A 23,150-nucleotide genomic window follows, 5' to 3' on the forward strand; every position below is an offset into this window, starting at 1 on the left:
ATAAAGGTTTTAATTATTCGTTTAATTCGGCTCCACATGAACGTGTACATCATAAACCCCGTAATCCCGCATCATGACCTTTTCAACATGGGTAGCGATATCATGTGCTTCTTTAATATCCAATGTGGAATTTACAAGAATGACAACATCTATAACCTCATTATTCCCGTAGTACCTTCCTTTAATTTCTTTTATTCCTTTCACACCATCTACCTTTATGATTACTTCCTGATAAAGCTGAATTTTCTTTTCATCAAATCCATCTGAAAGTTCATGAGAAGCTTGCTTAAAAATGTCCAAGGCTGTTTTGCAAATTAAAAGTCCTACAATAATAGCAGTTACCGTATCCAGCCAGGGCATTCTTAATTGAGAACCGAGTATGCCTGCGGCTGTCCCAATACTTACCCACGCATCTGAAAGATTATCTTTTGCGGCTGCCATTACGGCTTTGCTATTAATTTGATTGGCTAGCCTTTTGTTGTAAAGGTATACAATATACATTGCTAGTGCAGAAAAAATACCTGCATAAGCCGCCATCATATCTGGTGTTTCTTTTTCTCCTTGAAAAATGGAAGTGATCGCATCAATCAACACTTCCAGACCAACTGCACCCATAATAAAAGAGGCGACCATTGAGGCAATCGTTTCACTTTTCCAATGACCATATCGATGATCTTTATCAGGCGGTCTTTGTGATAACTTCAGTCCGATGAGGACAGCAATCGATGCAGCGATATCGGTTGTATTGTTAAGCCCATCTGCTTTTAATGCTGCAGAGTCACTCATATAGGCAATAACTAATTTTATGATAGATAGACAAATATAAGCGAGAATACTAATAATTGCCCCGCGTTCTCCTAATTTTAGATCTTTATATTTTTGCTCTTCCATTTTCTTTGCCCCCCATTAACCCTTGACCATGATACAACTTAAAATACGGGTGGGTCTAGAGCAACCTTTTTGTACTGTTTAACATAAGTAAGTGAGAGGCAAGTAAGTTGCGTGTAGGAAAAATTTCTTTTCTTGAAAATTACTTGCAAAATGCAAATTATTTATGTATATTTATAATTATTAGAATGCTGGTATTTATTGGAGTAGCAGCTTTGAAAATTGGCTTTACAAATAAGGTTTTAGAGGTGATAAAAAGTGGAAAATCTTCGTGAATTATTTCAGATTATGACGAGACGTTTTGGATTTTTAGATAAAAACTGCTGCAGTGTTGGCGGAGTAGATGTTTCAATTATTCATAGCCATATTTTATACGAGATCGATAAACAGCACCATCCGTCCATGCAGCGAGTGGCAGAAACATTAGGGACAGATATTACGACGTTTAGCCGGCAAATCCAAGCTTTAGTTAAAATGAATTTAGTAAAAAAGACGCCGCAGCCAGATGATAAAAGAGTTTATAATCTTTCCTTAACTGTTGAAGGAAAATATGTTGCAGCTACAATTGATCAGCAGATGAAAACATATTTGAATGATGTATTCTCACATATGAATGAATTTGAAAAAGAAACTGTCATTCGTTCCATTAAACTATTAAATGAGGCGATGGCGAAAACAAGTAATTGCTGTACGCCCCAATGAGGGAATTCCTCATGATCTAATACTTGCATTTTGCAAATAACGTTAATAGTAAAAAAATAAATCAAATGAAATGAGGAGAAATACGATGTCAAATGTTATTCATACACAAGGATGCTGTTCCACACAAACATCACCCCTTAGCATGAAAACCGAAAAAAATGATAAATTACCAGTTGCCATCATAGGTGCAGGTCCTGTGGGGTTAGCTGCTGCAGCTCATTTGGCCAGCCGCGGAGTGCCTTTTATTTTGTTAGAAGCGGGGAGTCAAGTGGGAGCCAATATTTTAACTTGGGGACATATTCGATTATTTTCTCCATGGCGCTATAACGTTGATAAAGCTGCAAAGAATTTGTTGGAACAGAATAATTGGACACATCCTGAATCAGAAAAATTGCCAACAGGGAAAGAGCTTGTCGAACAATACTTAAAGCCATTTGCCAATCTTGCTGAAATCCAGCCTTATATTCAGCTGCAAACAAAGGTAGTATCGATTGGAAAAAAAGATACAGACAAAATGAAAACGCTGAATCGTGAAAATGTCCCTTTTATCATTCATACTGATTCAAATGGAATATATAAAACATTTGAAGCTAGAGCTGTCATTGATGCAACGGGAACATGGGGGAATCCGAACCCTGCAAACTCAAGCGGTGTATGGCTAAAGGAGGAGAAATCACTCCGTGAACAAATCTTTTATGGAATCCCAGATGTATTAGGAAATGAAGAGAAGCGGTATGGAAATAAACGTGTAGCAGTTGTAGGCGGTGGACATTCGGCGATTAATACAATACTGGATTTAGCAGAGCTTGCAAAGAGGTACCCTGAGACTGAAATTTATTGGATCATGAGAAAACAACAGGTTGAAGATGCCTATGGCGGGGAAGAAAAGGATGCACTGGCTGCTCGCGGTGAATTAGGAAGTCGTATCCATCATTTAGTTGATAGGCAGAAGGTTAAAGTAATTACTCCTTTCCGAATTCAGGAGGTTAGAAAATCCCAAGAAGGAATAGAGATTACAGGTATTAAGAATGGCAAGGAAAGCATTTTGAAGGGCATTGAAGAAATCATTGTAAATGCAGGCAGCAGACCAGATTTATCAATTTTAAGTGAAGTGAGAGTTTCAATAGACCCAGCTACGGAAAGTGGGGAAGCTTTAGCACCGCTTATTGATCCGAATATTCATAGCTGTGGTACGGTTCGCCCGCATGGAGAAAAAGAGCTCCGCCAGCCTGATAAAGATTTCTATATCGTTGGTGCGAAAAGCTATGGACGTGCGCCAACATTCCTAATGGCGACAGGATATGAACAGGTTAGATCAGTTGTAGCCTATCTTTGCGGAGATCTGGAGTCTGCACAAAAAGTAGAACTTGATTTGCCGGAAACGGGTGTGTGCAGTGTAAACTATAATAAGAAAGCAATTTGTTGTGAGGAATCGAAATAGGGAAGCTTTGTGCTCTATAATACAATCGCTAATTGAAAAACAAACATCAATTAGCGATTGTTACCAGGATAGAAATACATAGAACCGGTACCCCTACTAAAGCGGAAGCAACGGTTATTAGCTTTTTTACTCGATGCCCATTTTTCAAAACTTTCTCCAATACTAAGTAAATCACGATCCCAATTAATCCCCCTAGAGAATTTAATATGAGGTCATCAATATCACTTGCACCAATAGCGAATAGATATTGAATGATTTCAGCCCCTAAGGACAAACCACAAATGACGAAAAATGTGTTAATCGCTCTCCCTTTAAAAATCATCAGATAGATTCCTGCAGGAACAAACATAAGAATATTTCCCCACACATTCACATCTACTAATTTGGTGCCGATGCCATCATCAACATGTATATAACTGCGGATGGTTTCAAATGGGGTAAGATTAATGCTTCTATAGCTGCCCCTCGATAAAAATAGCAAATCTATTAATAAAAATAGATAAAAAATGAGCATTGTCCAAAATAAAAATGGATATATTCCTTTTTTCATAGTTAATCTCCCTCTAGAATCTTTAGTCTTCCACTTAATAGACGAATGGAAATAGGTGAAACCCTACAAGGAAAATTACTATTTTTTGTCACATTTTCGCCATAGTTTTATATGCAAGGTGTGATTGCTATCATAAGTATTGAGAAATATTATCAATTATAATCCTAGATGCGAATGAAAATTATTATCATTTAGGGGATTGGTTATGAATGTTTTGGTAGAGTTTGATTCTGTATCAGTTAGGTTTAACGAGGAGGAGGTCATTAAAAGTCTAACTTTTACTTTGAATCAAGGGGAAGTGATAGCGTTATTAGGTCCTTCTGGCTGTGGGAAAACAACCATATTAAATATGACTTCAGGATTGATAAATGAAATGGAAGGGAAGGTTAGCGTTCATACAAAAAAGTTTGGTTATGTATTTCAAGAGCCAAGATTACTTCCATGGAGAACAGTTATCGATAATGTTTTATTTGTTATGAAGGAAAAAAATAAAATGGACAAAAAGCTGAAGGCATTTGAAATATTAAGGATGGTTAGATTAGACCATGCTGCAGACTATTATCCTTCTAAATTATCAGGTGGGATGAAACAGCGGGTCTCGATTGCTCGTGCACTGGCAACCAATCCTGAACTTATATTAATGGATGAACCATTCTCCGCACTTGATCCTAAATTAAAAAATGAACTTCAGCAAGATGTCATTCAATTAATTGATGAAAATCATATCGGAATTATTTATGTCACACATGATCCATTGGAGGCGCTGAGACTTGCGGATAGAATATTAGTGCTATCAGGTCAAGGCTGCTCAATCATACATGAAATGGAAATTGTGAAAAAAAGAAAAGAAAGAGACTACGAATTTCTAATACAAGCTGAACTAGAGCTCAAGCAATGGGTTGGGGGGATTTAACGTGAAAAAACAATATAAGAACAAAATTCATTATCTACTCGTATTCTTCTTATTAATCACAGTAGTATTATCAGGATGTTCACAATCAGCTAAACAGGAGTCAGCTGCTAAAGGAAATGAGGAGCCAGGTAAGCAAGAAGAAACAGAAGAGAAGTTAAGTGAACTAACCATACAAGCACCATTGGGAATCTCAATTGCTGCACCTATTTATAAAGTAGTTGCCGACAATAAATTGCAGGAATATACGAATAAACTAATTTATATGCCATGGAAGAATCCGGATGAGCTTCGCGCGCGTATCAGTGCCAATCAAGCAGATATATCAGCTGTCCCAACATATGTTGGTGCCAATTTATATAATCGCGGGATGGATGTAAAGCTGATGAATGTGTTAATTTGGGGTATTTTGTATGTTGTAGGTCCAAATGGTGAACAAGTGAGCTGGGATCAATTAAAGGGACAAACCATTCATGTTCCTTTCAAAGGCGATATGCCTGATCTAGTTTTTCAATATTTATTAAATAAAAACGGCATGGATCCAGCAAAGGACATTAAGATAGAGTATGTTTCTTCTCCGCAAGAAATTGTTCAGCTTATGATTGCAGGGAAGGCAAAATATGCCGTTGTACCTGAACATGTAGCAACACTATCGGTTGTAAAGGGGAAACAGGAAGGAAAGAACTTTGCTAAGATTATGAACTTGCAGGAAGAATGGAAGAAAGCAACAGGAAGGGATTCCTTTATTCCACAAGCAGGTATCCTCGTTTCAAATTCATTAGTAAAGGACCATCCTGAATTGGTAGAGGAAATACAAAATCAATTTGCACAAAGTGTTCAATTTACAAATGAAAATCCGTCAGAAGCCGCAGCAACTATTGGCAAAATGAATGAGGATGTACCAAAGCCGATAATTGAACAGGTCATTCCTTCGCTAAATTTACAATTTGTTTCAGCAAAAGATGCAAAAGACGATTTAGAGTTTTTCTTTAACGAGCTTTCAACACTTTCTCCTGAAATTATTGGGGGGAAACTGCCGGATGCAGGCTTCTATTACGAAAAATAAAAAAAGATTCATTAGAACATTTGTCATCTTCCTTATACTTTGTATCTGGCAAATCTGCTCCTATTTTTTGCCTAGTATATTATTGCCTTCACCTATCGAAACGTATGATGAACTTGTAAAATTAATCATAAATGGTGAATTAATCAGCCAGCTAGCTCAGTCTGGCTTCCGCATGCTGATTGGGCTTGCGATTGGCATCATAATTGCCATTTCTAGCGGTTTAATAGCAGGAAAGTTTGAAGTTGTCTATGAAATATTTCGTCCCATTTATTCTATGATTATGGGCTTGCCTCCGATCATTGTCGTTGTATTAGCTATGGTTTGGTTTGGAACAAGCACAGCTGTCCCAATTTTTGTTGTAAGTGTCTTAGTCTTTCCTGTCATTTATTTAAATACGGCAGATGGCTGGCGAAATATTGATAAGCAATTACTTGAGATGGGGGCCATTTACAAAACTTCGCCATTTCAAAATTTAAAGCACATTATTCTGCCTGGATTAGCAGTCCCCATTATCTCAGCGCTTTCGTTAGCGGCTGGTTCGGCAGTACGAATTACGATAATGGCAGAATTATTAGGTGCTAATTCAGGGATAGGCTATTCCTTGGCATTGGCAAGAGTAAATATAAACACAGCAAAAGTATTTGCTTGGACGATTATTTGTATTTTAATCATACTTATCCTTGATCATTTTGTGCTTAATCCGGTAAAGAATTATGTATTAAGATGGAATAAGCAAGAGGTAAAATAAATTAAGGCTAATCGATATAGAAAATTATAAGGAAGAGGAAATAAAGATTTAAAAATAGGTTCAAAATAATACTTGTAAGATTCAGAAAATTAAGATAAACTAAAAATAATTCTTCCCCTATCTGTTTTTCCGGCAGAAGGCAGAGAAGTATTATGAATTGAATTTGATATTTGACTGATAAGTTTCCACGTCCATCCATGCCGGATGGTTCTTATGGATCATGTAGCCAGTCCTTACCACATTTTTGTGTGATAGGGCTGGCTTTTGTAGTTTTCAGGAACCTTTTGGGAGGTGGTGTTTACCATGAAGGCTGCATTAGACGGGATAAAAATTTTGGATTTAACACGAGTGCTTGCTGGTCCTTACTGTACGATGATTCTGGCAGATCTTGGAGCAGATGTGGTTAAGGTAGAGGCTCCAGGGGGCAGTGATGAAACAAGGAGCTGGGGACCGCCATTTCAAAATGGAGTCAGTGCCTATTATTTATGCGCAAACCGTAATAAACGCAGCATGACTGTCAATCTGAAAACTGAAGAAGGAAGGGGGATCATTCGAAAACTAGCTAAAGAGGCCGATGTGCTCATCCATAACTTCAAAACAGGATCAATGGAAAAGTGGATGCTCGACTATGACACATTAAACTCCAGCAATCCAAGATTAGTTTATTGCTCAATAACAGGTTTTGGTGAAACAGGACCAGACCGTCACTTACCTGGATACGATTATATCATTCAAGGCTTGAGCGGTCTTATGAGTATTACCGGTTACGAGGAAAGCGGCCCAATCAAGATTGGGGTAGCAATGGTTGATATTCTTACAGGATTATATTCTGCTATTTCCATTGAGGCTGCATTGTATGAGAGAGAGAAATCCGGACAAGGGCAAAAGATAGATATGTCCCTCTTAGATACTGCTGTTAGTTCGCTAGCCAATGTTGCCAGTAATTATCTAATATCCGGTAATATACCAAAAAGGCTCGGGAATGATCATCCTAATATTGTTCCTTATTCAACTTTTAAGGCGAAGGATGGGGAAATAATTATCGCAGTAGGGAATGACCGCCAGTTTGCCTCCTTGTGCAAAATAATAGGAATTTCTGAAGTGGCGGATGACGAGAAATATAAGACAAATGATGCCAGGGTTAAAAATAGCATAGATCTTACGAGACTGATTGAAAGCAGATTGATATTAAATCCTGTTGGGCATTGGCTGCAAGTCCTTTCACAGCATCAAATTCCTTGTGGGCCAATTCAAACAATGGATCAAGTCTTTAATCATCCTCAAATTCTTGCCCGTGATATGGTTGTCAATTTTAATCATCCAGAGGCAGGCAAGGTAAAGCTTGTTGGATCTCCGATAAAACTTTCAAGAACGAAAGTGAAAATGGAACGCCATCCGCCAATGGCAGGGGAGCATACGGATGAAATCCTTAAGGAAGCGGGATTTTCAGCAGAGGAAATTGGAAAAATGAAACAGGAGAGGATTGTGTAAGGGAACTTATTACCTAAGACTATTCGATTAATTAGAGGAGGATAAATAATGAACTTTGAATTTACAGAAGAACAAGAAATGCTAAGAAAGATGGTTAGAAGTTTTACAGATAAAGAGATTATCCCTTTTATTCAGCAATGGGATGAAAGGGGTCAATTTGATCCGAGCATTTTACAACGTTTAGGAGAATTAAATTTAATGGGAGTTTGTATTCCAGAGCAATACGGTGGAAGCGGGATGGATTATAATTCGCTGGCCATTGTATGCGAGGAGCTGGAGAGAGGGGATACAGCCTTTCGTACAGCAGTTTCCGTTCATACAGGATTGAATAGTTTAACGATATTACAGTGGGGGACTGAAGAGCAAAAATTGAAATACCTTGTCCCGCAAGCGAAAGGTGAAAAAATTGGAGCATTTGGTTTGACAGAGCCTGGAGCGGGATCGGATGTTGCCGCCATTTCTTCTACAGCTGTAAAGGATGGGGACGATTACATCTTAAATGGTTCTAAGACATGGATTTCTTTATGTGATCTTGCTGATCATTTTATTGTATTTGCGTATACCGATAAAACAAAGAAACATCATGGGATTTCGGCTTTTATCGTTGAACGCGAGATGCCAGGCTTTTCTTCACGTGCAATTAAAGGAAAACTAGGAATTCGCTCAGGCAATACCGGTGAAATATTTTTTGATCAAGTGAGAATTCCGAAAGAAAATTTGCTTGGTAAAGAAGGAGAAGGGTTTAAAATTGCCATGTCTGCACTAGATAATGGACGTTTTACAGTTGCTGCTGGGGCGGTTGGCTTGATTATGGCCAGTCTAGAGGAGAGTGTAAATTACTGTCATGAGCGGAAAACATTTGGGAAGGAGATTGGAAAACACCAGCTTGTCCAGCAAATGCTTGCGAATATGGAGGCTGGTCTGCAAATGAGCCGATTGCTTGTTTACCGGGCTGGCGAACTGAAGAACCAAGGCAAACGCAATACAAGAGAAACATCATTGGCAAAATGGCAGGCCTGTGATTTTGCTAATAAAGCCGCGGATGATGCGGTACAGATACATGGAGCTTATGGTTATTCGAGCGAATACCCTGTTGAACGTTTCTTAAGAAATTCTAAGGCACCAGTCATTTATGAAGGAACACGTGAAATCCACACCATCATGCAAGGAGAATATGTGTTAGGCTACCGGGAAGATAAACCGTTAAATAATCCGCTGCCCGCATGGCCGTTTGAGCAAAATAAAGATATGGTAAACAGTTAATCTAGACATTAACAACAATCCATCTAAAGATCCTGCGTCAAATTCCCTTCCTCTATTCTCAAGGCATTGGATAAAAATGATTTCTTAGAGGGAGGGAATAAGTCTTTCATATGGCAGTAAAAATCGACTTATTGGAGGAGGAATGGGATGTCCCAAAATAATGAGTTTTCGAAGGTTTTGTCCCGAGCCGATGTGATTGTGTTAGCCTTCGGTGCCATGATTGGCTGGGGGTGGGTTGTGTTATCTGGCGATTGGATCATGAAAGCAGGATCCATTGGTGCGATGATTGCATTTCTTATTGGTGGAATCATGGTTATATTTGTGGGTCTGGTCTACTCTGAACTAACAACTGCCTTGCCAAAAACTGGCGGTGCCCATCATTTTGCCCAAGCAGCTCTAGGACCTAAGGCAGCGTTTGTTGTGTCATGGTCTATTTTACTAGGATACATTTCAGTCGTTGCATTTGAAGCTGTAGCTCTTCCAACTGTTATTGAATATATATTTCCAAATTATCAAATTGGGTATATGTGGACGATTGCAGGCTGGGATGTATATTTATCGTGGGTCGCAGTTGGAATGGCTGGATCCATTATTGTTACTTGGATTAACTGGATTGGGGTGAAACAAGCAGCCTTTCTTCAGTTAGTATTGACAATTCTCTTAGCTTTGGTCGGTTTGAGTTTAATTTTCGGCTCCGCATTTGGGGGAGAAGCGAGCAACTTATCTCCGCTTTTTGAAGGGGGAATAGCAGGCATTATGGCTGTCATGATTATGACACCATTTATGTTTGTTGGGTTTGATGTTATTCCGCAAATGGCAGAAGAAATGAATATTCCTAAAAGGACGGTAGGAAAAGTTCTGTTATTATCAGTCGGATTGGCAGTTGCATGGTATATATTTATCATTTTAGGTGTGTCCCTCTCGTTAAATGGAAGTCAGCTTCAATCGGCAAGTCTCCCAACAGCAGATGCAATGGGAGCTATATTTGGCTCCGCAGTATTCTCAAAAATTCTGATACTTGGAGGAATTGCAGGGATTTTAACAAGCTGGAATGCATTTATTATTGGGGCTAGCCGTGTCATGTACGCAATGGCTCAGGATGGCATGCTGCCAAAATGGTTTGGGAAGCTGCACCCTAAATATAAAACACCGGGAAATGCAATCTTAATCATTGGATTATTAGCAACTCTAAGTCCTCTTCTTGGCCGCCCAGCCCTTGTTTGGTTTACCGATGCAGGTGGGCTTTCAATTGTAATCGCTTACTTTATTGTTTCAGTATCCTTCCTTGTCCTCCGCAAAAATCAGCCGGATTTAGAAAGACCTTTTCGCGCTGGCAAGAGTAATATCGTTGGGATATTAGCCACAATCTTGAGCATTGGTTTTATCATTTTGTATATGCCGGGAATGCCTGCATCTCTCGTTTGGCCATATGAATGGATGATCTTTGGCGTATGGTGGATTTTTGGTTTATTCTTCTTTGTCAGAATTTCAAATACAAAAGGGGTAAGCACAAATCGCATGACAGAACAAACCTTTAAGGAGTGAATAGTTATGATCAAAGCAGATTTAAAAATAGAATTAATTGATTTGGATAAAAAGCATTTTATTCATCCTACTTCATCATTGAAACAGCAGCAGGAAACAGGTGCACCATTTATTTTTACAGAAGGGAAAGGTGTCTATTTAACTGATATAAGCGGTAGAAAGGTAATAGAGGGAATGGCATCATTATGGAATGTAAATGTAGGTTACGGGCGAAAAGAATTAGCAGAGGCCGCACGTGAGCAAATGGAGAAGCTGGCTTTTACAAACTCGTTTTCTTCCATGAGCAATGAGCCAGCCATACGTCTTGCAGCAAAGCTTGCGGAGCTGACGCCGGGGGATTTAAACGCTGTTTTCTTTACATCTGGCGGGTCCGAGTCAAATGATACCGCTTACAAACTAGCAAGATATTATTGGAAGATTAAAGGCTTCCCCGAAAAAACGAAAATTATTTCTAGAAAGAAAGGTTACCATGGTGTCAATATAGGGGCAACAAGCGCAACTGGAATTATGCCTTTCCAAGAGATGACTAATTCTTTGGCGCCAGATTTTCTCCATGTAGATGAATGTTCAACAGAGATGCTCCGCCAATGTATTGAAAGAGAAGGTGCAGATAAAGTTGCCGCTTTTATTTCTGAGCCTGTTCAAGGTGCAGGTGGAGTTAACATCGCTCCAGAAGGATATTTCCAGGAAGTTAGAAAAATATGTGACGAATATAATATTTTGTTCATTGCAGATGAGGTTATTACAGGATTTGGTCGGACGGGAGAAATGTTTGCATGTGAACATTACGGCATTGTACCAGATATTATGCTGCTTGCGAAAGGGATTACAAGCGGATACATTCCGCTTGGAGCGGTAGTAGTAACGGAAGCGATCCATCAAGGACTTATTAATCATTCAGATGGAACCCTTCTGCATGGGTACACATACAGCGGTCATGCGACAGCATGTGCGGTTGCTTTAAAAAATATCGAGATAATCGAAACAGAAAAATTGGTTGAGAATTCTCGCCTTATGGGGCAGAAATTGCTAGAAGGCTTTAAAAAGATTCAAAAGGAAATTGACATTGTCGGGGATGTTCGGGCACTTGGCTTAATCGGAGCAATTGAAATCATGGATCCAATTACAAATCAAAGATTTGCGACCCCTATTGCACCTAAAGTAAGTGCAGAAGCGGCAAAAAGGGGGTTAATTATAAGAACAGTTGTGTTTGAAGGGATGGATACAGTCGTCTTTTCGCCGCCACTTATTATCAATCAAAAGGAAATTGACGAACTGCTATCTATCTTACGGGATGCACTTATATCCGTACAAAGCAGTTTATCGGGGGGAGAAATGTGCTGATAACGGGGCGAAAGGAAAAAGGGATTTATATCAATGGAAAATGGCTTGATGCTGCAGATGGAAATACTAAGGGAATTATAAATCCAGCTACTTTAGAACTGATAAACGAGGTATCCTACGGAGGAAAACAGGAAGCGCTGGAGGCGATTTCTGCCGCACATGCTTCATTTCCAATGTGGGCTAAAAAGACGGCGAGAGAACGCTCCCGTTTTTTATATAAGGGATACGAAAAAATGATAGAGAAGAAAGAGGAACTAGCTGCTATTCTAACAGCTGAGCAAGGGAAACCATTGTCTGAAGCGATGGCGGAAATTGAGTCAGCTGCAAGTTATTTATTATGGTATGCGGAAGAAGCTAACCGCGTATATGGAGAAATCATTCCTTCGTCAAAAGCAGATAAGCGGCTGCTCGTAGTCCCCCAGCCAATTGGAGTTATCGCTGCAATCACACCGTGGAATTTTCCTGCATCCATGGTAACTAGAAAGCTTGCCCCTGCACTAGCCGCTGGATGTACGGTTATCCTAAAGCCTGCATCCCAGACGCCATTAACGGCTATTGCCATTGTGAAAATTTTTGATGAGCTTGGGCTGCCTGAAGGAGTGTTAAATCTCGTAACAGGGGATGCAAGAGAAATTGCTGAAACCTTAACAGATCATCCTAATGTTCGCTTGATTACATTTACAGGCTCAACCGAAGTTGGAAGAGAATTAATGAAGAAAAGCGCCAAACATATAAAAAAACTGTCATTAGAATTGGGTGGTCATGCTCCAGTTATTGTGATGGATGATGCTGATTTAGATTTAGCGGCTGAATTAACAATGGCAAGCAAATTCCGAAATAGCGGGCAAACATGCATATGTGCAAACAGAGTATTTGTCCAAAAAGGGATTGCAGATGAATTTTTAAATAAATTGACTGCGAAAGTAAAGACATTGAAGTTAGGAAATGGAAAAGACAAGGAAACAACTATGGGCCCGCTAATAGATCAATCGGCACTTGAAAAGGTAAAGGATCATGTTGAAGATGCTCGAAAAAAGGGAGCGAAAATTGCCATTGGCGGTGAGCAATGGAATGGACCGGCCGAAGGCTATTTCTATCAGCCAACGGTTCTAGTAGAGGTAACAGACTCAATGAAAGTTATGAATGAGGAAACCTTTGGTCCAGTCCTTCCTATCCAAATATTTGAGGAGGATGAGGAGGCAGTTGAAAAAGCTAACCATATACAATATGGTCTAGCAGCCTATGTGATGACTGAAAGTACCAATCGTGCCTTTAAAATTATGGAAGCGATGGAATATGGAATTATCGGAATAAATGATGTGTTTCCTGGAACCGCTGAAGCACCATTCGGTGGAATGAAGGAATCTGGCTTCGGGAAAGAAGGCGGGAAAGAAGGGATAAATGAATTCATTGAAATGAAGTATGTATCCATTGGAATTTCATAACCTGGTAGGCATTCAAATTTAATAGAATTTGATCACTCTTATAAAAAAGCGGGGATCCTCAACATGAGAATCCCCAGAAATTATAAATGTTTACTGAAAGTATCCCTCATATTGTTTATGAAGATCTTTTAATGCTGCGATTAAGGCATTATTTGCTTTTCCTAAGTAGCCTTTTCTCAATTGATCAAGGGGTCTATCAATCCCATCTCTTAAACTATGACCTTTTAAGAGCTTTGAAATATAGTCTCTCCCATGTTCAGTGGCCAAAGTGCAGGAAGCATCAACTATAACCCCATAATTCTTATCAATTTCTGCAGTAATCGTTAAGGTTTCATAAACATTTTTAGCTGCCATTCCTGCGGGTAATTTAGCATGACCAGCAATGAAGATTGTATTCATCTCATCTCTCCTAAATAATATTTAGTATTTTTAGAATAGTATAAACGGAAGTAGATGTTAATAGAGATTAAATAATTTTTCATTAGTTAATATATTATCAATAAAATATTTTGAATATTCATTATATTTCACGAAATAACAAATACTATTTTTTACTTGTTGAGGGGGTAATTCGTTGTGAAACAAATCAGACTGGCAATTGATGTAGGCGGAACATTTACGGATGTATTTATTTTTGATGAAAACACGGGACAAATTTCTGTTATGAAAACATCATCTACCCCATCGAACCCAGAACGCGGCATACTAGATGGGATTGAAAAGGCGCAATTAAAAGGGGAAAACATAAAGATGTTCTCACATGGAACTACTGTTGGTACGAATGCATTAATAGAAAGGAAACTGCCTAAAACAGCATTAGTAACCACGAAAGGGTTTCGCGATGTACCGGAAATCCGCCGCGGAACAAAACTTGATTTATGGGATGCTTATGAGGATACGGCAAAACCATATATCAAGCGGCGTGATCGCTTTGAAGTAAATGAAAGAATTGATTATAACGGAAATGTAATGATTGACATTGAAGAGAAAGAGGTCCGTGAGCTTGCAAGGAAATTAAAAAGGCGGGGAACAGAGTCAATAGCTGTATGTTTTATCAATGCCTATGTCAATGGGGAAAATGAGCTGAAGGTAAAGGAGATTCTTCAGGATGAACTCCCGGACGTGTACATCTGTATTTCGAGTGAAGTGCTGCCGGAAATTTTTGAGCATGAACGAATGAGCACTACCATCATTAATGCTGTTTTAGGTCCGATTATAAGTAAATATATTTATACCTTAGAAGGGGAAATGGAGAAAAAGGGTTATAAGGACGATATTCTTGTTCTCCACTCTGGGGGCGGGGTAATGACGTCAAGCACCGTTCCTCGTTTTGCAGCAAGGGTTGCCAGCTCAGGAATTGCCGCAGGAGCAATAGCGAGTAAACATATTGCAAAACTATGTGGATTTAATCATGCAATTGGTCTTGATATGGGGGGAACGAGTACAGATATCTCCTTAATGTATGATGGCGATATTAGAATTACGAAAGATTGGTATATCGAGTACGGATACCCAATTGGGTTTCCGAGTATTGAAATCTTGACCATCGGGGCTGGTGGGGGAAGTTTAGCTTGGAAGGATGATGGCGGTTCACTGCGGAATGGTCCGCAAAGTGCAGGTGCAACTCCTGGACCGGCATGTTATCAGGGCGGGGGAGAAGACCCAACGAACTCAGATGCAAATTTAGTTCTTGGCCGTCTTGGAGTAAATCTGTTAGATGGAAAAATGCAGCTTGATAAGGGAAAAGCAGTAGAGGCTGTTGAAAAGATTGCGAAAGAGTTTAATTATTCAACAGTTGAAGCGGCGAATGCAATTATCGAGGTTGCCAATGCAAACATGTGTGATGCCTTGCGCTTGATCTCTGTGAGACGAGGCTATGACCCTAGAGAATTCGCACTTGTTGCTTTTGGAGGGGCAGGTCCGTTACATGGGGCATATTTGGCAAAGGACATGGGAATTCCAACAGTTATTGTTCCTCCCCACCCAGGAGTGGCGGCAGCAATGGGATGCTTACTTGTTGATGTACGCCATGACATTTCAAAAACATATGTTAAGGATTTTAAAGATGTGAATCTTGAAGAGTTGGAATTTGAGTTGTTAAAAATGGAAAGAGAGGCAAAGGATTTATTAGAGGAAGAGGGAGTGGCGAAAGAAAATTCAACACTTATGAGCTTTATTGATATGAGATATAGCGGCCAGTGGCGTTCATTAGCCATTCCAATTAATTTGAAAGCGCAATCATTAGAAGATGCACTAGAAGCCTTTCATCTGGAACATGAACGGGAATTTGCCTTTTCAGACCGTAAACAATCGGTGGAGATATATGGCTTGCGTTTAACGGCGCTCGGGACCGTACCAAAGCCGGAGTTTCCAAAGCATATACCATCCGGAAGTCTTGAAGATGCCTTAAAAGAAATTAGAGAAGTATATTTTGATGATAAATTTATGGCTACTAAAGTTTTTGATCGTGAGAGAATTCCAGTATTCTCAGAGATCCAAGGTCCAGCAATTGTGGATCAGCTTGATTCAACAACTGTGATACCGCCAGAATTTACGGCATTTGTTGATGAGTACCGCAATTTAATTATCACATTAAATAAATAATAAAAGAGGTGAATGATTATGAGTTTAAATCATTTTACAGAACAGGCACAGGGAAACCAATTGGATCCAGTTACTTTTGAAGTATTGAAAAATGGTTTCGTCAACCTTGTTGACCAAATGGCTGAGCAAATCTTAAGAACTTGTTATTCATTTGTTATTTATAATCGTGATTTTAGCTGTGCACTTTGTGATGCTGACGGAAATACGGTTATGCAAGGGACACAAGATATTTCTGTCCATGTAGGAACGCTGCATTTAACAGCAAAAGCAGTTTTAGAGGATTTTCATGGGGACATCCATCCTGGAGATATTTTCTTAGTGAATGATCCATATCGGGGAGGGACACATTTTAATGATACACGTGTTGTGTTGCCCGTATTTTATGAGGGTAAATTAATTGCCCTGATGCAAACAAATGGTCACTGGGCAGATATGGGCGGATCTACTCCAGGCTCTTTTGATATTACCGCAAGGGAACATTATGGAGAAGGGGTTAGGATTCCGCCTGTACGGATCTATAGCAAAGGGATTTTCTTAAAAGATGTTGTTAATGTCCTAGCATCCAATATGCGTGTTTCAGAAGAGAGAATAGGTGATTTACGCGCACAAGTAGAGGCAGCGAAGGTTGGTCAAACGCAGCTGCTAGAAATCGTAAATAAATATGGGATCGAAACAACACTCACTGCCTTTGATGAGGTTCAAAATTATGTAGAAAGGCTGGCTAAAGCCAAAATATCTTCTTTACCTAAAGGTACTTGGGAAACCGTTGATTATATTGACATGGATCCTGAAATTGGCGATGGTTTAATCCCTATCCATGTTAAAATGACAATTTCAGATGATGAAATACTATATGATCTTGAAGGATCTCATCCATATATTAGCTGCTTTTTGAACTCAGGTTTCGGTGGTTCGTTGTCTGCGACTTATGCAGGTACGAAAACATTTTTTCCGGAAATCCCATTAAATTCAGGTTTTTATCGTGTAGTAAAAGTGAAGCTTCCAGAGAACTCCGTTGTGAATGCTCCTGCACCAATAGCTGTAACTGGTTTCTGTTCAGGAGCTTACGAAAAAATCATGAATGCTTGCTTCGAGCTATGGTCAAATATTATGCCAGAAAGAGCGATTGCCTGTTCCTTTAACCTGGAATACCTTTTAATCGGAGGCAATGATCAGAGAACAAATCGAAATAGTTATTTTATGTGGTATGACTGGATGGCAGGAGGGCATGGCGGCCGTAATGATCGTGATGGCGCAAACGCAACCTCTCCGGTATTTGGTGTCGGTTTAAGTGTACAGCCATGTGAAGGACAAGAAAGACTTTCACCTGTCATTACAACTAAACATCAGATTATTACAGACTCTGCAGGACCAGGGAAATACCGAGGGGGTTGCGGTGTTGAAAAAGGCGGAGTTTTATCCAGTATAGGTAACTCTGTTATGTCTTATTGCTGTGATCGTTCCCGTTCAGTCACATGGGGGATTTTTGGGGGACTCCCATCTTATCCACACGGAGCATGGCTTAACCCTGGTAAAGAGGATGAACAATATTTAGGGGCTATTTTTTCAAATGTAAAAGTAAAAAGCGGTGATTCTTTCGTAAGACCTTCTGCAGGTGGCGGGGGATTAGGTGATCCATTAGAAAGGGAACCAGAGGCCATTTTGGAAGACGTAATTGATGAATATATTTCCATCGAAAGAGCAAAGAAAGACTATGGTGTTGTGATTGTAGAAATAGACCGAGATCTAGATTTATTTGAAGTGGATTTTGAAGCAACGGAAAAAGAGAGAGACTCAATAAGAAAACACAGGAAGCAGTGGTTAGATACAGATCCTCTCATTGTTCAAGAAATGTTCCAAAATAAAGTGATTGATAAATTAGATGTTATTCGCCAATATGGTGTGATTATGGACTATTCTACGAATAAAGCATTATTAAAATCTACTGAACAATTTCGAGAATCAATGAAGAAGCGTTCACTAGCCTATTGGATGTAAGTTCAAACAATAAGGGCAGCACGCCCTTATTGTAAAAAAACATATATGAGATAAGGGGTGGGATTTATGGCTGAGATTTCTAAACCAACTGTCACAATGGATGATGACGGCATTAGTAAAGAGAAAAAGAAAGATGACTTTGCATTGGAAAAGGTTCCTTTAGAAGGAAGAACAATGGGTTGGAAGAGTATTACTAATGTTACTTTGGGTGTTGCAACCGCAATGCTATTTATTCAAATGGGCAGCTTGATGGCAGTAAGCTTTGGTGCGGTCAATGCTTTGCTGGCAGAAATTTATGCAACTATTGTTGCAGGTGCATTAGGGATAGGAATTTGTTACTTCTCAGCCAAATCCGGATTAAATGTAAATCTCTTGGCAAGAGGTGGAGGTTTTGGTTATTTAGGGGCCTCCATAACGTCCCTTATTTACGCATTAAATTTTATTATGTACTGTGCAATTGAAGGGGCAATTATGGCATTCGCTGTACATGAATATTTACCATTTATCCCTATTTGGCTTCTTATGGTTATATTTGGTTTGCTCGTCATTCCTTTAAACTGGTTTGGGATTAAGCAGTTAGATAAACTGCAAAAATGGTCTATGCCAATTTTTATTGTTCTGTTAGCTGCTGCATTTATTTTAGCTCTAAAAATGACACCGAAATTTGTTGGCAGTGTATGGACGTATTTACCTGAAGGTGCCCAAGTTGGCGGAGCAGGTCTCCTTGCATGTATTGGAATCATGAATGGTTTGGTTGGCATCATGGCACTGCTTGTGTCGGACTATGCGAGATTTATAAAAAAGGAAGAATTTAAAATAGGTGTATTTGCAGTTGGATTTATCCCTCAACTCGTATGTTTCCTAATAATGGGGATTATCGGAATTTGGTTTGGTGTTCGGATGGCAGAGGAGAATCCAGGAGTTTTCTTTGTACAAATTTTAGGGGTTGGAGGAGCTTTATTCACGATTTTAACCCAACTAAGGATTAATATTACTAATTTATATAGTGGATCATTATCATTAGCTAATTTCTTTGAAAATATATTTAAGTTTAAACCTGGAAGACCATTTTGGGTAGTGTTTACATCTATTGCTGCGATTGTATTAATGCTTGGTGGAGTAATGGATCATTTAGGTAGTTTATTGACCTTTCAGGGAGTATTTCTGCTTTCGTGGGGTGCAATTTTAGTTTGTGATGCTCTTGTCGTTAAGAGGCTCTTGAAAATTGGCCCAAATTATTTTGAACATCGTCAAGAATATTTATATGCATGGAATCCTGTTGGTGTCGTTTCTTTAATTATTTCAAGCGTTGTGGGCTCAATTGCCGCATTTGGCTATTTAGGCGCTTTTTTACAAAATGTAGCTGCATTTTTCGCAGCAATCTTAGCATTTGTGCTGACTATTGTATTAGCTGTTGCTACAAAAGGAAAATATTATAGTAAAAAAGAAGCGAATGATGTTCCAGCAAATGAATTTATTGTTTGAATAAACTAGAACAGTAAACTAAAAGTCAGAATACCATACTATGTTGAAGTGCGCCGCTGCCTCTACTAGCAGCGGCGCACTTCATTCGTCGAGTTACTTTATCAACTTGGCATGTGTTATACTTTCCCCGCCCATTTATATCCGACACCCCAAACGGTTTGCAGATGATGATCAGCAGGAAATCCGGCTTTGCGAAGTTTTTCTCGTAAATTTCGGACGTGAGAATCTATTGTACGATCCTCTGTTGAAACTTCATATCCCCAAATAGAGGTAATTAAATGCTCCCTCGTAAAAACCTTGTTTTGGTTTGTTAGAAATAAGCCCATCATTCCAAATTCCTTAGGTGTTAATAATATCTCCACCCCATTGTACAGGAGTTCATAGGAGTTTTGATCAAGAAAGAGGCCGCGAAATGAAAGTCTTCCCGTTTCACTTTTTTGTCTCCTTAAAACGGCTTCAATCCTTGCGATCAGCTCTTCTTCGTCAAAAGGTTTAGAAATATAGTCATCCGCCCCATATTTTAATCCTTTTACTATATCCGATTTATCACTCATAGCTGTCAGCATAATAATAGGCGTGTCCCACGTTTGTCTAATTTTCTTACATGCTTCTAATCCATTCATGTCAGGCATCATAATGTCTAAAAGAATTAAATCAGCCGGATGTGCTTCTAAATAGGTAATTGCCTCACGGGCAGATTGTTTTTTAATACAATGATACCCAATAGGCGATAAGTATAAAGATAATAAATCAAGCATCATTGATTCATCATCGACGAGCAAAAGCGTCTTCATCGTTTCATTTCTCCTTTAAAGATTAATTCAACCTTGGTTCCTGCATGTTCTTTGCTTTTCACATGTATTTCCGCTCCATGCGCGTGAACAAGTTCTTTTACAATCGCCAGTCCCAGTCCAGTGCCCCCTAAAGAGCGTGTTCTTGATTTCTCGACCCGGTAAAAACGATTAAAGATGAGTGGAATCTCCTTCTCTGGTATTCCTTTTCCGTTATCTTGGAGGGAAATATGAACCGATTTTTTATGTTGCCAAGCTTTCAGTTTTATGTCTGCTCCTGCTGGAGAATACTTAATGGAATTGTCCAGCAAGTTGAGTATTATCTGTTCAAGTCGCAATGGATCTGCTTGAATAAATATATTTTGCGGGCATTGCAGTTCAAAATTTATTCTTTTCTCTTGAAAAGCAAGGGATAGCTTCTGTTCCATTTTTGTAAAGAACGGCTTTAAATCGATCCAATCCTTTTGGATGGCAAATGAATTTTGGTCAATTTTTGCTAGATCAAATAGTTCTTTGATTAATACAGATAATCGATTGGTCTCTTCCACAATAATATTTAAATATTTTTCTCTTTCATCGTCAGGGAGTTTCCGTTTATGAACAATATCTGCATATCCCTTGATATATGTTAAAGGTGTTCTTAGTTCATGGGAAATACTAGCCAAGAATTCATTTCTTTCTTGTTTTAAATAGTTCAAATCTCTACCTAATAGTTCAATGGATTTTGCTAATTCCCCTAGCTCATCATCAGAAGCAATAGGCAAGGAGACTGAAAACTGACCTTTACTCATTTGTGTCGTGGCTTCTTTCATTTTTATAAGCGGCTTTGTAATTCCTTTTGAAAGAAAGATGATAATAATAATGGTCAGACATACGGAAATCCATCCAGCTAAAAGAAAGTGCTCATTTAGTCCTTGAATGAGTGAATGTACAGATGCCGTATTTTCAAACATAAAGACATAGCCTTTTAGCTGTCCGTTGATTTCTACAGGACTAATGGTGGCAATATAAGGTTCATCTTTCCAGTTGTCTTCAACGATTTGCCCCTCAGATGTGATTGGGGAATCTGGTATCTTCAAGTATTTTTTTAATGGTGCAATTTCAGATGAAGAATCGAGCACCTTCCCATTTTTATCAGTGATAATTACATCTGTCAGTGATTCAGATTCCATTAAAACAACGTGATTAATGGTTTCTTTATCGAAATGCTTTTCAAGGATGGCTCTATGTGAATTTCCCCTTGCCTGCAAGGCTTTAAGCTCTTCTTCCACTCTAGAATCAGCAATCCCCATATGCAAAAAGAAAAACATGAAAGTTATTAAGCCAAATATAATCAAGAAAAACAATATCCCGAGCTTTACAGAGAGCTTTTTCAATTTACTCACCTAATTTCAATCAATTACTATTATTTTACTCTAAATGTGTGAAGAATTTATGCAGGGAAAAGCTTACTTGCGGTTTGTGCATAATTTCTGCATATATATAAATGAAGCGAATATGTAAGTACTTGGTTCGGAAACAGTTATTTCAAAGGAAGTGGAATCAAGTTTAAAAGATTTTGGAGTGTATACAGATAGGGGTCAGCTGTCGGGTGTCAGATGCTGGAAATTACTTCTTCAGACGGCGGAGGATATGGGGGACACTAACGATCATATAAATTCTCTTGGCGCATTCCTTAGGGAATGCGCCTTTATTCGTACCCCCGTAATTTTATTGATTCTAAATTTTTTAATTTTCTTTTTATCAAAACCACCAGTAATAACATTAATGGAATAATTGTCTGCATGATTGGAAATAGGAGTGGGAAAACAGCTATATCTAAATGACTGTTAACCATTAAATTTGGCACAGCCCAAAAGCTCACTTCCACTATTAAAATGCCAAGCGGCCAAACAAGGGGTTTATAATCTGATAAGTTTAACCATTGTGCAGCTGTTAAAATTGTAACATAGTAGAAAACAGTTGTTTTTATAAAAGTCCCTAATATCCATAACGCAATAATTATCGGATCGATATTTTCAATATAGTCACCAAGGTTTACTAGCTGTGTCGCTGACAAAAAAGGATAAACATAGAACTCAGTGTTCTGATCCAATATGAACAGAACAGTAAGGTTTATTATGATAAAAGTGACTAATACCATAAGGATCGTTATGATTCCCCACCTCATTCCTTTTCTTGAATCTGACAAAGAGGGGAGAAGAAATATCATGATGAAAAACTCGCCAAACCATATTTGAGGAACAATCGCTCCTTTTAATGATGGCAGGAGTCCATTTTCCAATACTGGCAAGAGATTATTAGGTTCTAGCTGGGGAATTAACAAGAAAATAATTATAAATACTGAAAAGACAAAGATAGGAAAAAAGAATTGAGCAACTCTACCAATCACTTCAATTCCAGCAATGACTGTAAATGCTGAAAGAATAAGCATGGTAATCATGATGACACTTACAGGCGTTTTTGCAAAGAATATCTTTATGAATTCTGCATATGTTCTCGTGATTTGTCCGGTTGCAACAAGGAAGAAGATAAAGTATAGAAGACCGAGAAACTTTGTTGTGAGTTTACCAATTGTCTGTTCGCAGATTTGAAAGAATGTTTGCTGCGGGAAACGTTTAGACAGATGAATGATAATAATAATCGTAAGAAAACCAACAATTGAAGCCCAGATGGGAGAAAGCCATAAATCTTGCTTTGCATATTTAGCTGTAATTGAAGGAACTGTTAGAATCGCTGTTGCGATAATTGATAAATACATCATCATTCCCATTTGCATGGAGGAAATTCTCCCTTTGTCCATTCATTCCACTTCTTTCAGTTGTATATTAAGATTGAAAAATTATACATTTATAGGTTTTAGTTTCTTTTTGATGCTT

At 38.7% G+C, this 23,150-nt stretch carries 20 protein-coding genes; 14 read left to right on the forward strand and 6 right to left on the reverse strand.

Translation table 11 applies throughout. From position 1 onward, the window contains the following. Window positions 1-21 precede the first annotated feature (21 nt). Entirely contained in the window at window positions 22-891 is an 870-nt protein-coding gene (locus tag C1726_RS14925) for a cation diffusion facilitator family transporter (protein WP_102273887.1), read from the reverse strand. 107 nt (window positions 892-998) lie between these two features. On the opposite strand from C1726_RS14925, the gene C1726_RS26205 reads away from it, so the two are divergent. The 3 genes from C1726_RS26205 (at window position 999) to C1726_RS14935 (ending at window position 3,031) form a co-directional block, all read left to right on the forward strand. Beyond that, a complete protein-coding gene (locus C1726_RS26205) occupies window positions 999-1,163 on the forward strand; it encodes a hypothetical protein (protein WP_180968209.1) in 165 nt (54 codons plus the stop codon). Next, the gene (locus C1726_RS14930) at window positions 1,147-1,590 is read left to right on the forward strand and encodes a MarR family winged helix-turn-helix transcriptional regulator (RefSeq protein WP_102273888.1); all 444 of its coding nucleotides are present in this window, start codon (window positions 1,147-1,149) and stop codon (window positions 1,588-1,590) included. Before C1726_RS26205 ends, C1726_RS14930 begins: the two co-directional genes overlap by 17 nt. A gap of 85 nt (window positions 1,591-1,675) precedes the next feature. Beyond that, on the forward strand, window positions 1,676-3,031 hold the full coding sequence (locus C1726_RS14935) for an NAD(P)-binding domain-containing protein (RefSeq protein WP_102273889.1): 1,356 nt from the start codon (window positions 1,676-1,678) through the stop codon (window positions 3,029-3,031). Window positions 3,032-3,077: 46 nt separating this feature from the next. On the opposite strand, the gene C1726_RS14940 is transcribed toward C1726_RS14935, so the two are convergent. Then, on the reverse strand, window positions 3,078-3,581 hold the full coding sequence (locus C1726_RS14940; protein WP_102273890.1) for a VanZ family protein: 504 nt from the start codon (window positions 3,579-3,581) through the stop codon (window positions 3,078-3,080). A gap of 205 nt (window positions 3,582-3,786) precedes the next feature. Here C1726_RS14940 and C1726_RS14945 point away from each other — a divergent pair, with 205 nt between their 5' ends. The 8 genes from C1726_RS14945 (at window position 3,787) to C1726_RS14980 (ending at window position 13,393) form a co-directional block, all read left to right on the forward strand. Further along, window positions 3,787-4,494 carry an ABC transporter ATP-binding protein gene (locus tag C1726_RS14945; RefSeq protein ID WP_102273891.1) on the forward strand — a complete coding sequence of 236 codons (708 nt, stop codon included), beginning with the start codon at window positions 3,787-3,789 and terminating at the stop codon, window positions 4,492-4,494. A gap of 1 nt (window position 4,495) precedes the next feature. Beyond that, window positions 4,496-5,557, forward strand: a complete 1,062-nt coding sequence (locus C1726_RS14950) for an ABC transporter substrate-binding protein (RefSeq protein WP_102273892.1) — start codon at window positions 4,496-4,498, stop codon at window positions 5,555-5,557. Then, complete coding sequence (locus C1726_RS14955; RefSeq protein ID WP_102273893.1) at window positions 5,532-6,305, forward strand: ABC transporter permease; 774 nt, start codon at window positions 5,532-5,534, stop codon at window positions 6,303-6,305. The genes C1726_RS14950 and C1726_RS14955 overlap by 26 nt, the downstream gene beginning before the upstream one ends. 303 nt (window positions 6,306-6,608) lie before the next feature. Continuing rightward, a complete protein-coding gene (locus tag C1726_RS14960; protein ID WP_102273894.1) occupies window positions 6,609-7,796 on the forward strand; it encodes a CaiB/BaiF CoA transferase family protein in 1,188 nt (395 codons plus the stop codon). Between the two features lie 48 nt (window positions 7,797-7,844). Continuing rightward, on the forward strand, window positions 7,845-9,059 hold the full coding sequence (locus C1726_RS14965; RefSeq protein ID WP_102273895.1) for an acyl-CoA dehydrogenase family protein: 1,215 nt from the start codon (window positions 7,845-7,847) through the stop codon (window positions 9,057-9,059). A 147-nt stretch (window positions 9,060-9,206) separates the two neighbouring features. Continuing rightward, window positions 9,207-10,604 carry an APC family permease gene (locus C1726_RS14970; protein ID WP_102273896.1) on the forward strand — a complete coding sequence of 466 codons (1,398 nt, stop codon included), beginning with the start codon at window positions 9,207-9,209 and terminating at the stop codon, window positions 10,602-10,604. A gap of 6 nt (window positions 10,605-10,610) precedes the next feature. Further along, on the forward strand, window positions 10,611-11,948 hold the full coding sequence (locus tag C1726_RS14975; RefSeq protein WP_102273897.1) for an aminotransferase family protein: 1,338 nt from the start codon (window positions 10,611-10,613) through the stop codon (window positions 11,946-11,948). Continuing rightward, window positions 11,942-13,393, forward strand: a complete 1,452-nt coding sequence (locus tag C1726_RS14980; RefSeq protein WP_102273898.1) for an NAD-dependent succinate-semialdehyde dehydrogenase — start codon at window positions 11,942-11,944, stop codon at window positions 13,391-13,393. The genes C1726_RS14975 and C1726_RS14980 overlap by 7 nt, the downstream gene beginning before the upstream one ends. A gap of 90 nt (window positions 13,394-13,483) precedes the next feature. On the opposite strand, the gene C1726_RS14985 is transcribed toward C1726_RS14980, so the two are convergent. Further along, window positions 13,484-13,792 carry a DUF3870 domain-containing protein gene (locus C1726_RS14985; RefSeq protein ID WP_102273899.1) on the reverse strand — a complete coding sequence of 103 codons (309 nt, stop codon included), beginning with the start codon at window positions 13,790-13,792 and terminating at the stop codon, window positions 13,484-13,486. Window positions 13,793-13,969: 177 nt separating this feature from the next. Here C1726_RS14985 and C1726_RS14990 point away from each other — a divergent pair, with 177 nt between their 5' ends. From C1726_RS14990 to C1726_RS15000, 3 genes are all read left to right on the forward strand, one after another. Further along, window positions 13,970-15,997, forward strand: a complete 2,028-nt coding sequence (locus tag C1726_RS14990; RefSeq protein WP_102273900.1) for a hydantoinase/oxoprolinase family protein — start codon at window positions 13,970-13,972, stop codon at window positions 15,995-15,997. Window positions 15,998-16,015: 18 nt separating this feature from the next. Continuing rightward, window positions 16,016-17,995 carry a hydantoinase B/oxoprolinase family protein gene (locus C1726_RS14995; protein ID WP_102273901.1) on the forward strand — a complete coding sequence of 660 codons (1,980 nt, stop codon included), beginning with the start codon at window positions 16,016-16,018 and terminating at the stop codon, window positions 17,993-17,995. Between the two features lie 66 nt (window positions 17,996-18,061). Beyond that, the gene (locus C1726_RS15000; RefSeq protein WP_102273902.1) at window positions 18,062-19,480 is read left to right on the forward strand and encodes a purine-cytosine permease family protein; all 1,419 of its coding nucleotides are present in this window, start codon (window positions 18,062-18,064) and stop codon (window positions 19,478-19,480) included. A gap of 116 nt (window positions 19,481-19,596) precedes the next feature. Here C1726_RS15000 and C1726_RS15005 read toward each other — a convergent pair whose 3' ends face one another. The 3 genes from C1726_RS15005 to C1726_RS15015 all read right to left on the reverse strand — a co-directional run bounded on the left by C1726_RS15005 (window position 19,597) and on the right by C1726_RS15015 (window position 23,074). Then, a complete protein-coding gene (locus C1726_RS15005; protein WP_102273903.1) occupies window positions 19,597-20,274 on the reverse strand; it encodes a response regulator transcription factor in 678 nt (225 codons plus the stop codon). Continuing rightward, a complete protein-coding gene (locus C1726_RS15010) occupies window positions 20,271-21,647 on the reverse strand; it encodes a sensor histidine kinase (RefSeq protein ID WP_102273904.1) in 1,377 nt (458 codons plus the stop codon). Before C1726_RS15010 ends, C1726_RS15005 begins: the two co-directional genes overlap by 4 nt. Window positions 21,648-21,961: 314 nt before the next feature. After that, window positions 21,962-23,074 (reverse strand): GerAB/ArcD/ProY family transporter, encoded by a 1,113-nt coding sequence (locus C1726_RS15015; RefSeq protein WP_102273905.1) that lies wholly within the window; start codon window positions 23,072-23,074, stop codon window positions 21,962-21,964. Window positions 23,075-23,150 lie beyond the last annotated feature (76 nt).

The sequence above is a fragment of the Cytobacillus massiliigabonensis genome, from assembly GCF_900199725.1.
Taxonomy (GTDB): Bacteria; Bacillota; Bacilli; order Bacillales; family Cytobacillaceae; genus Cytobacillus; species Cytobacillus massiliigabonensis.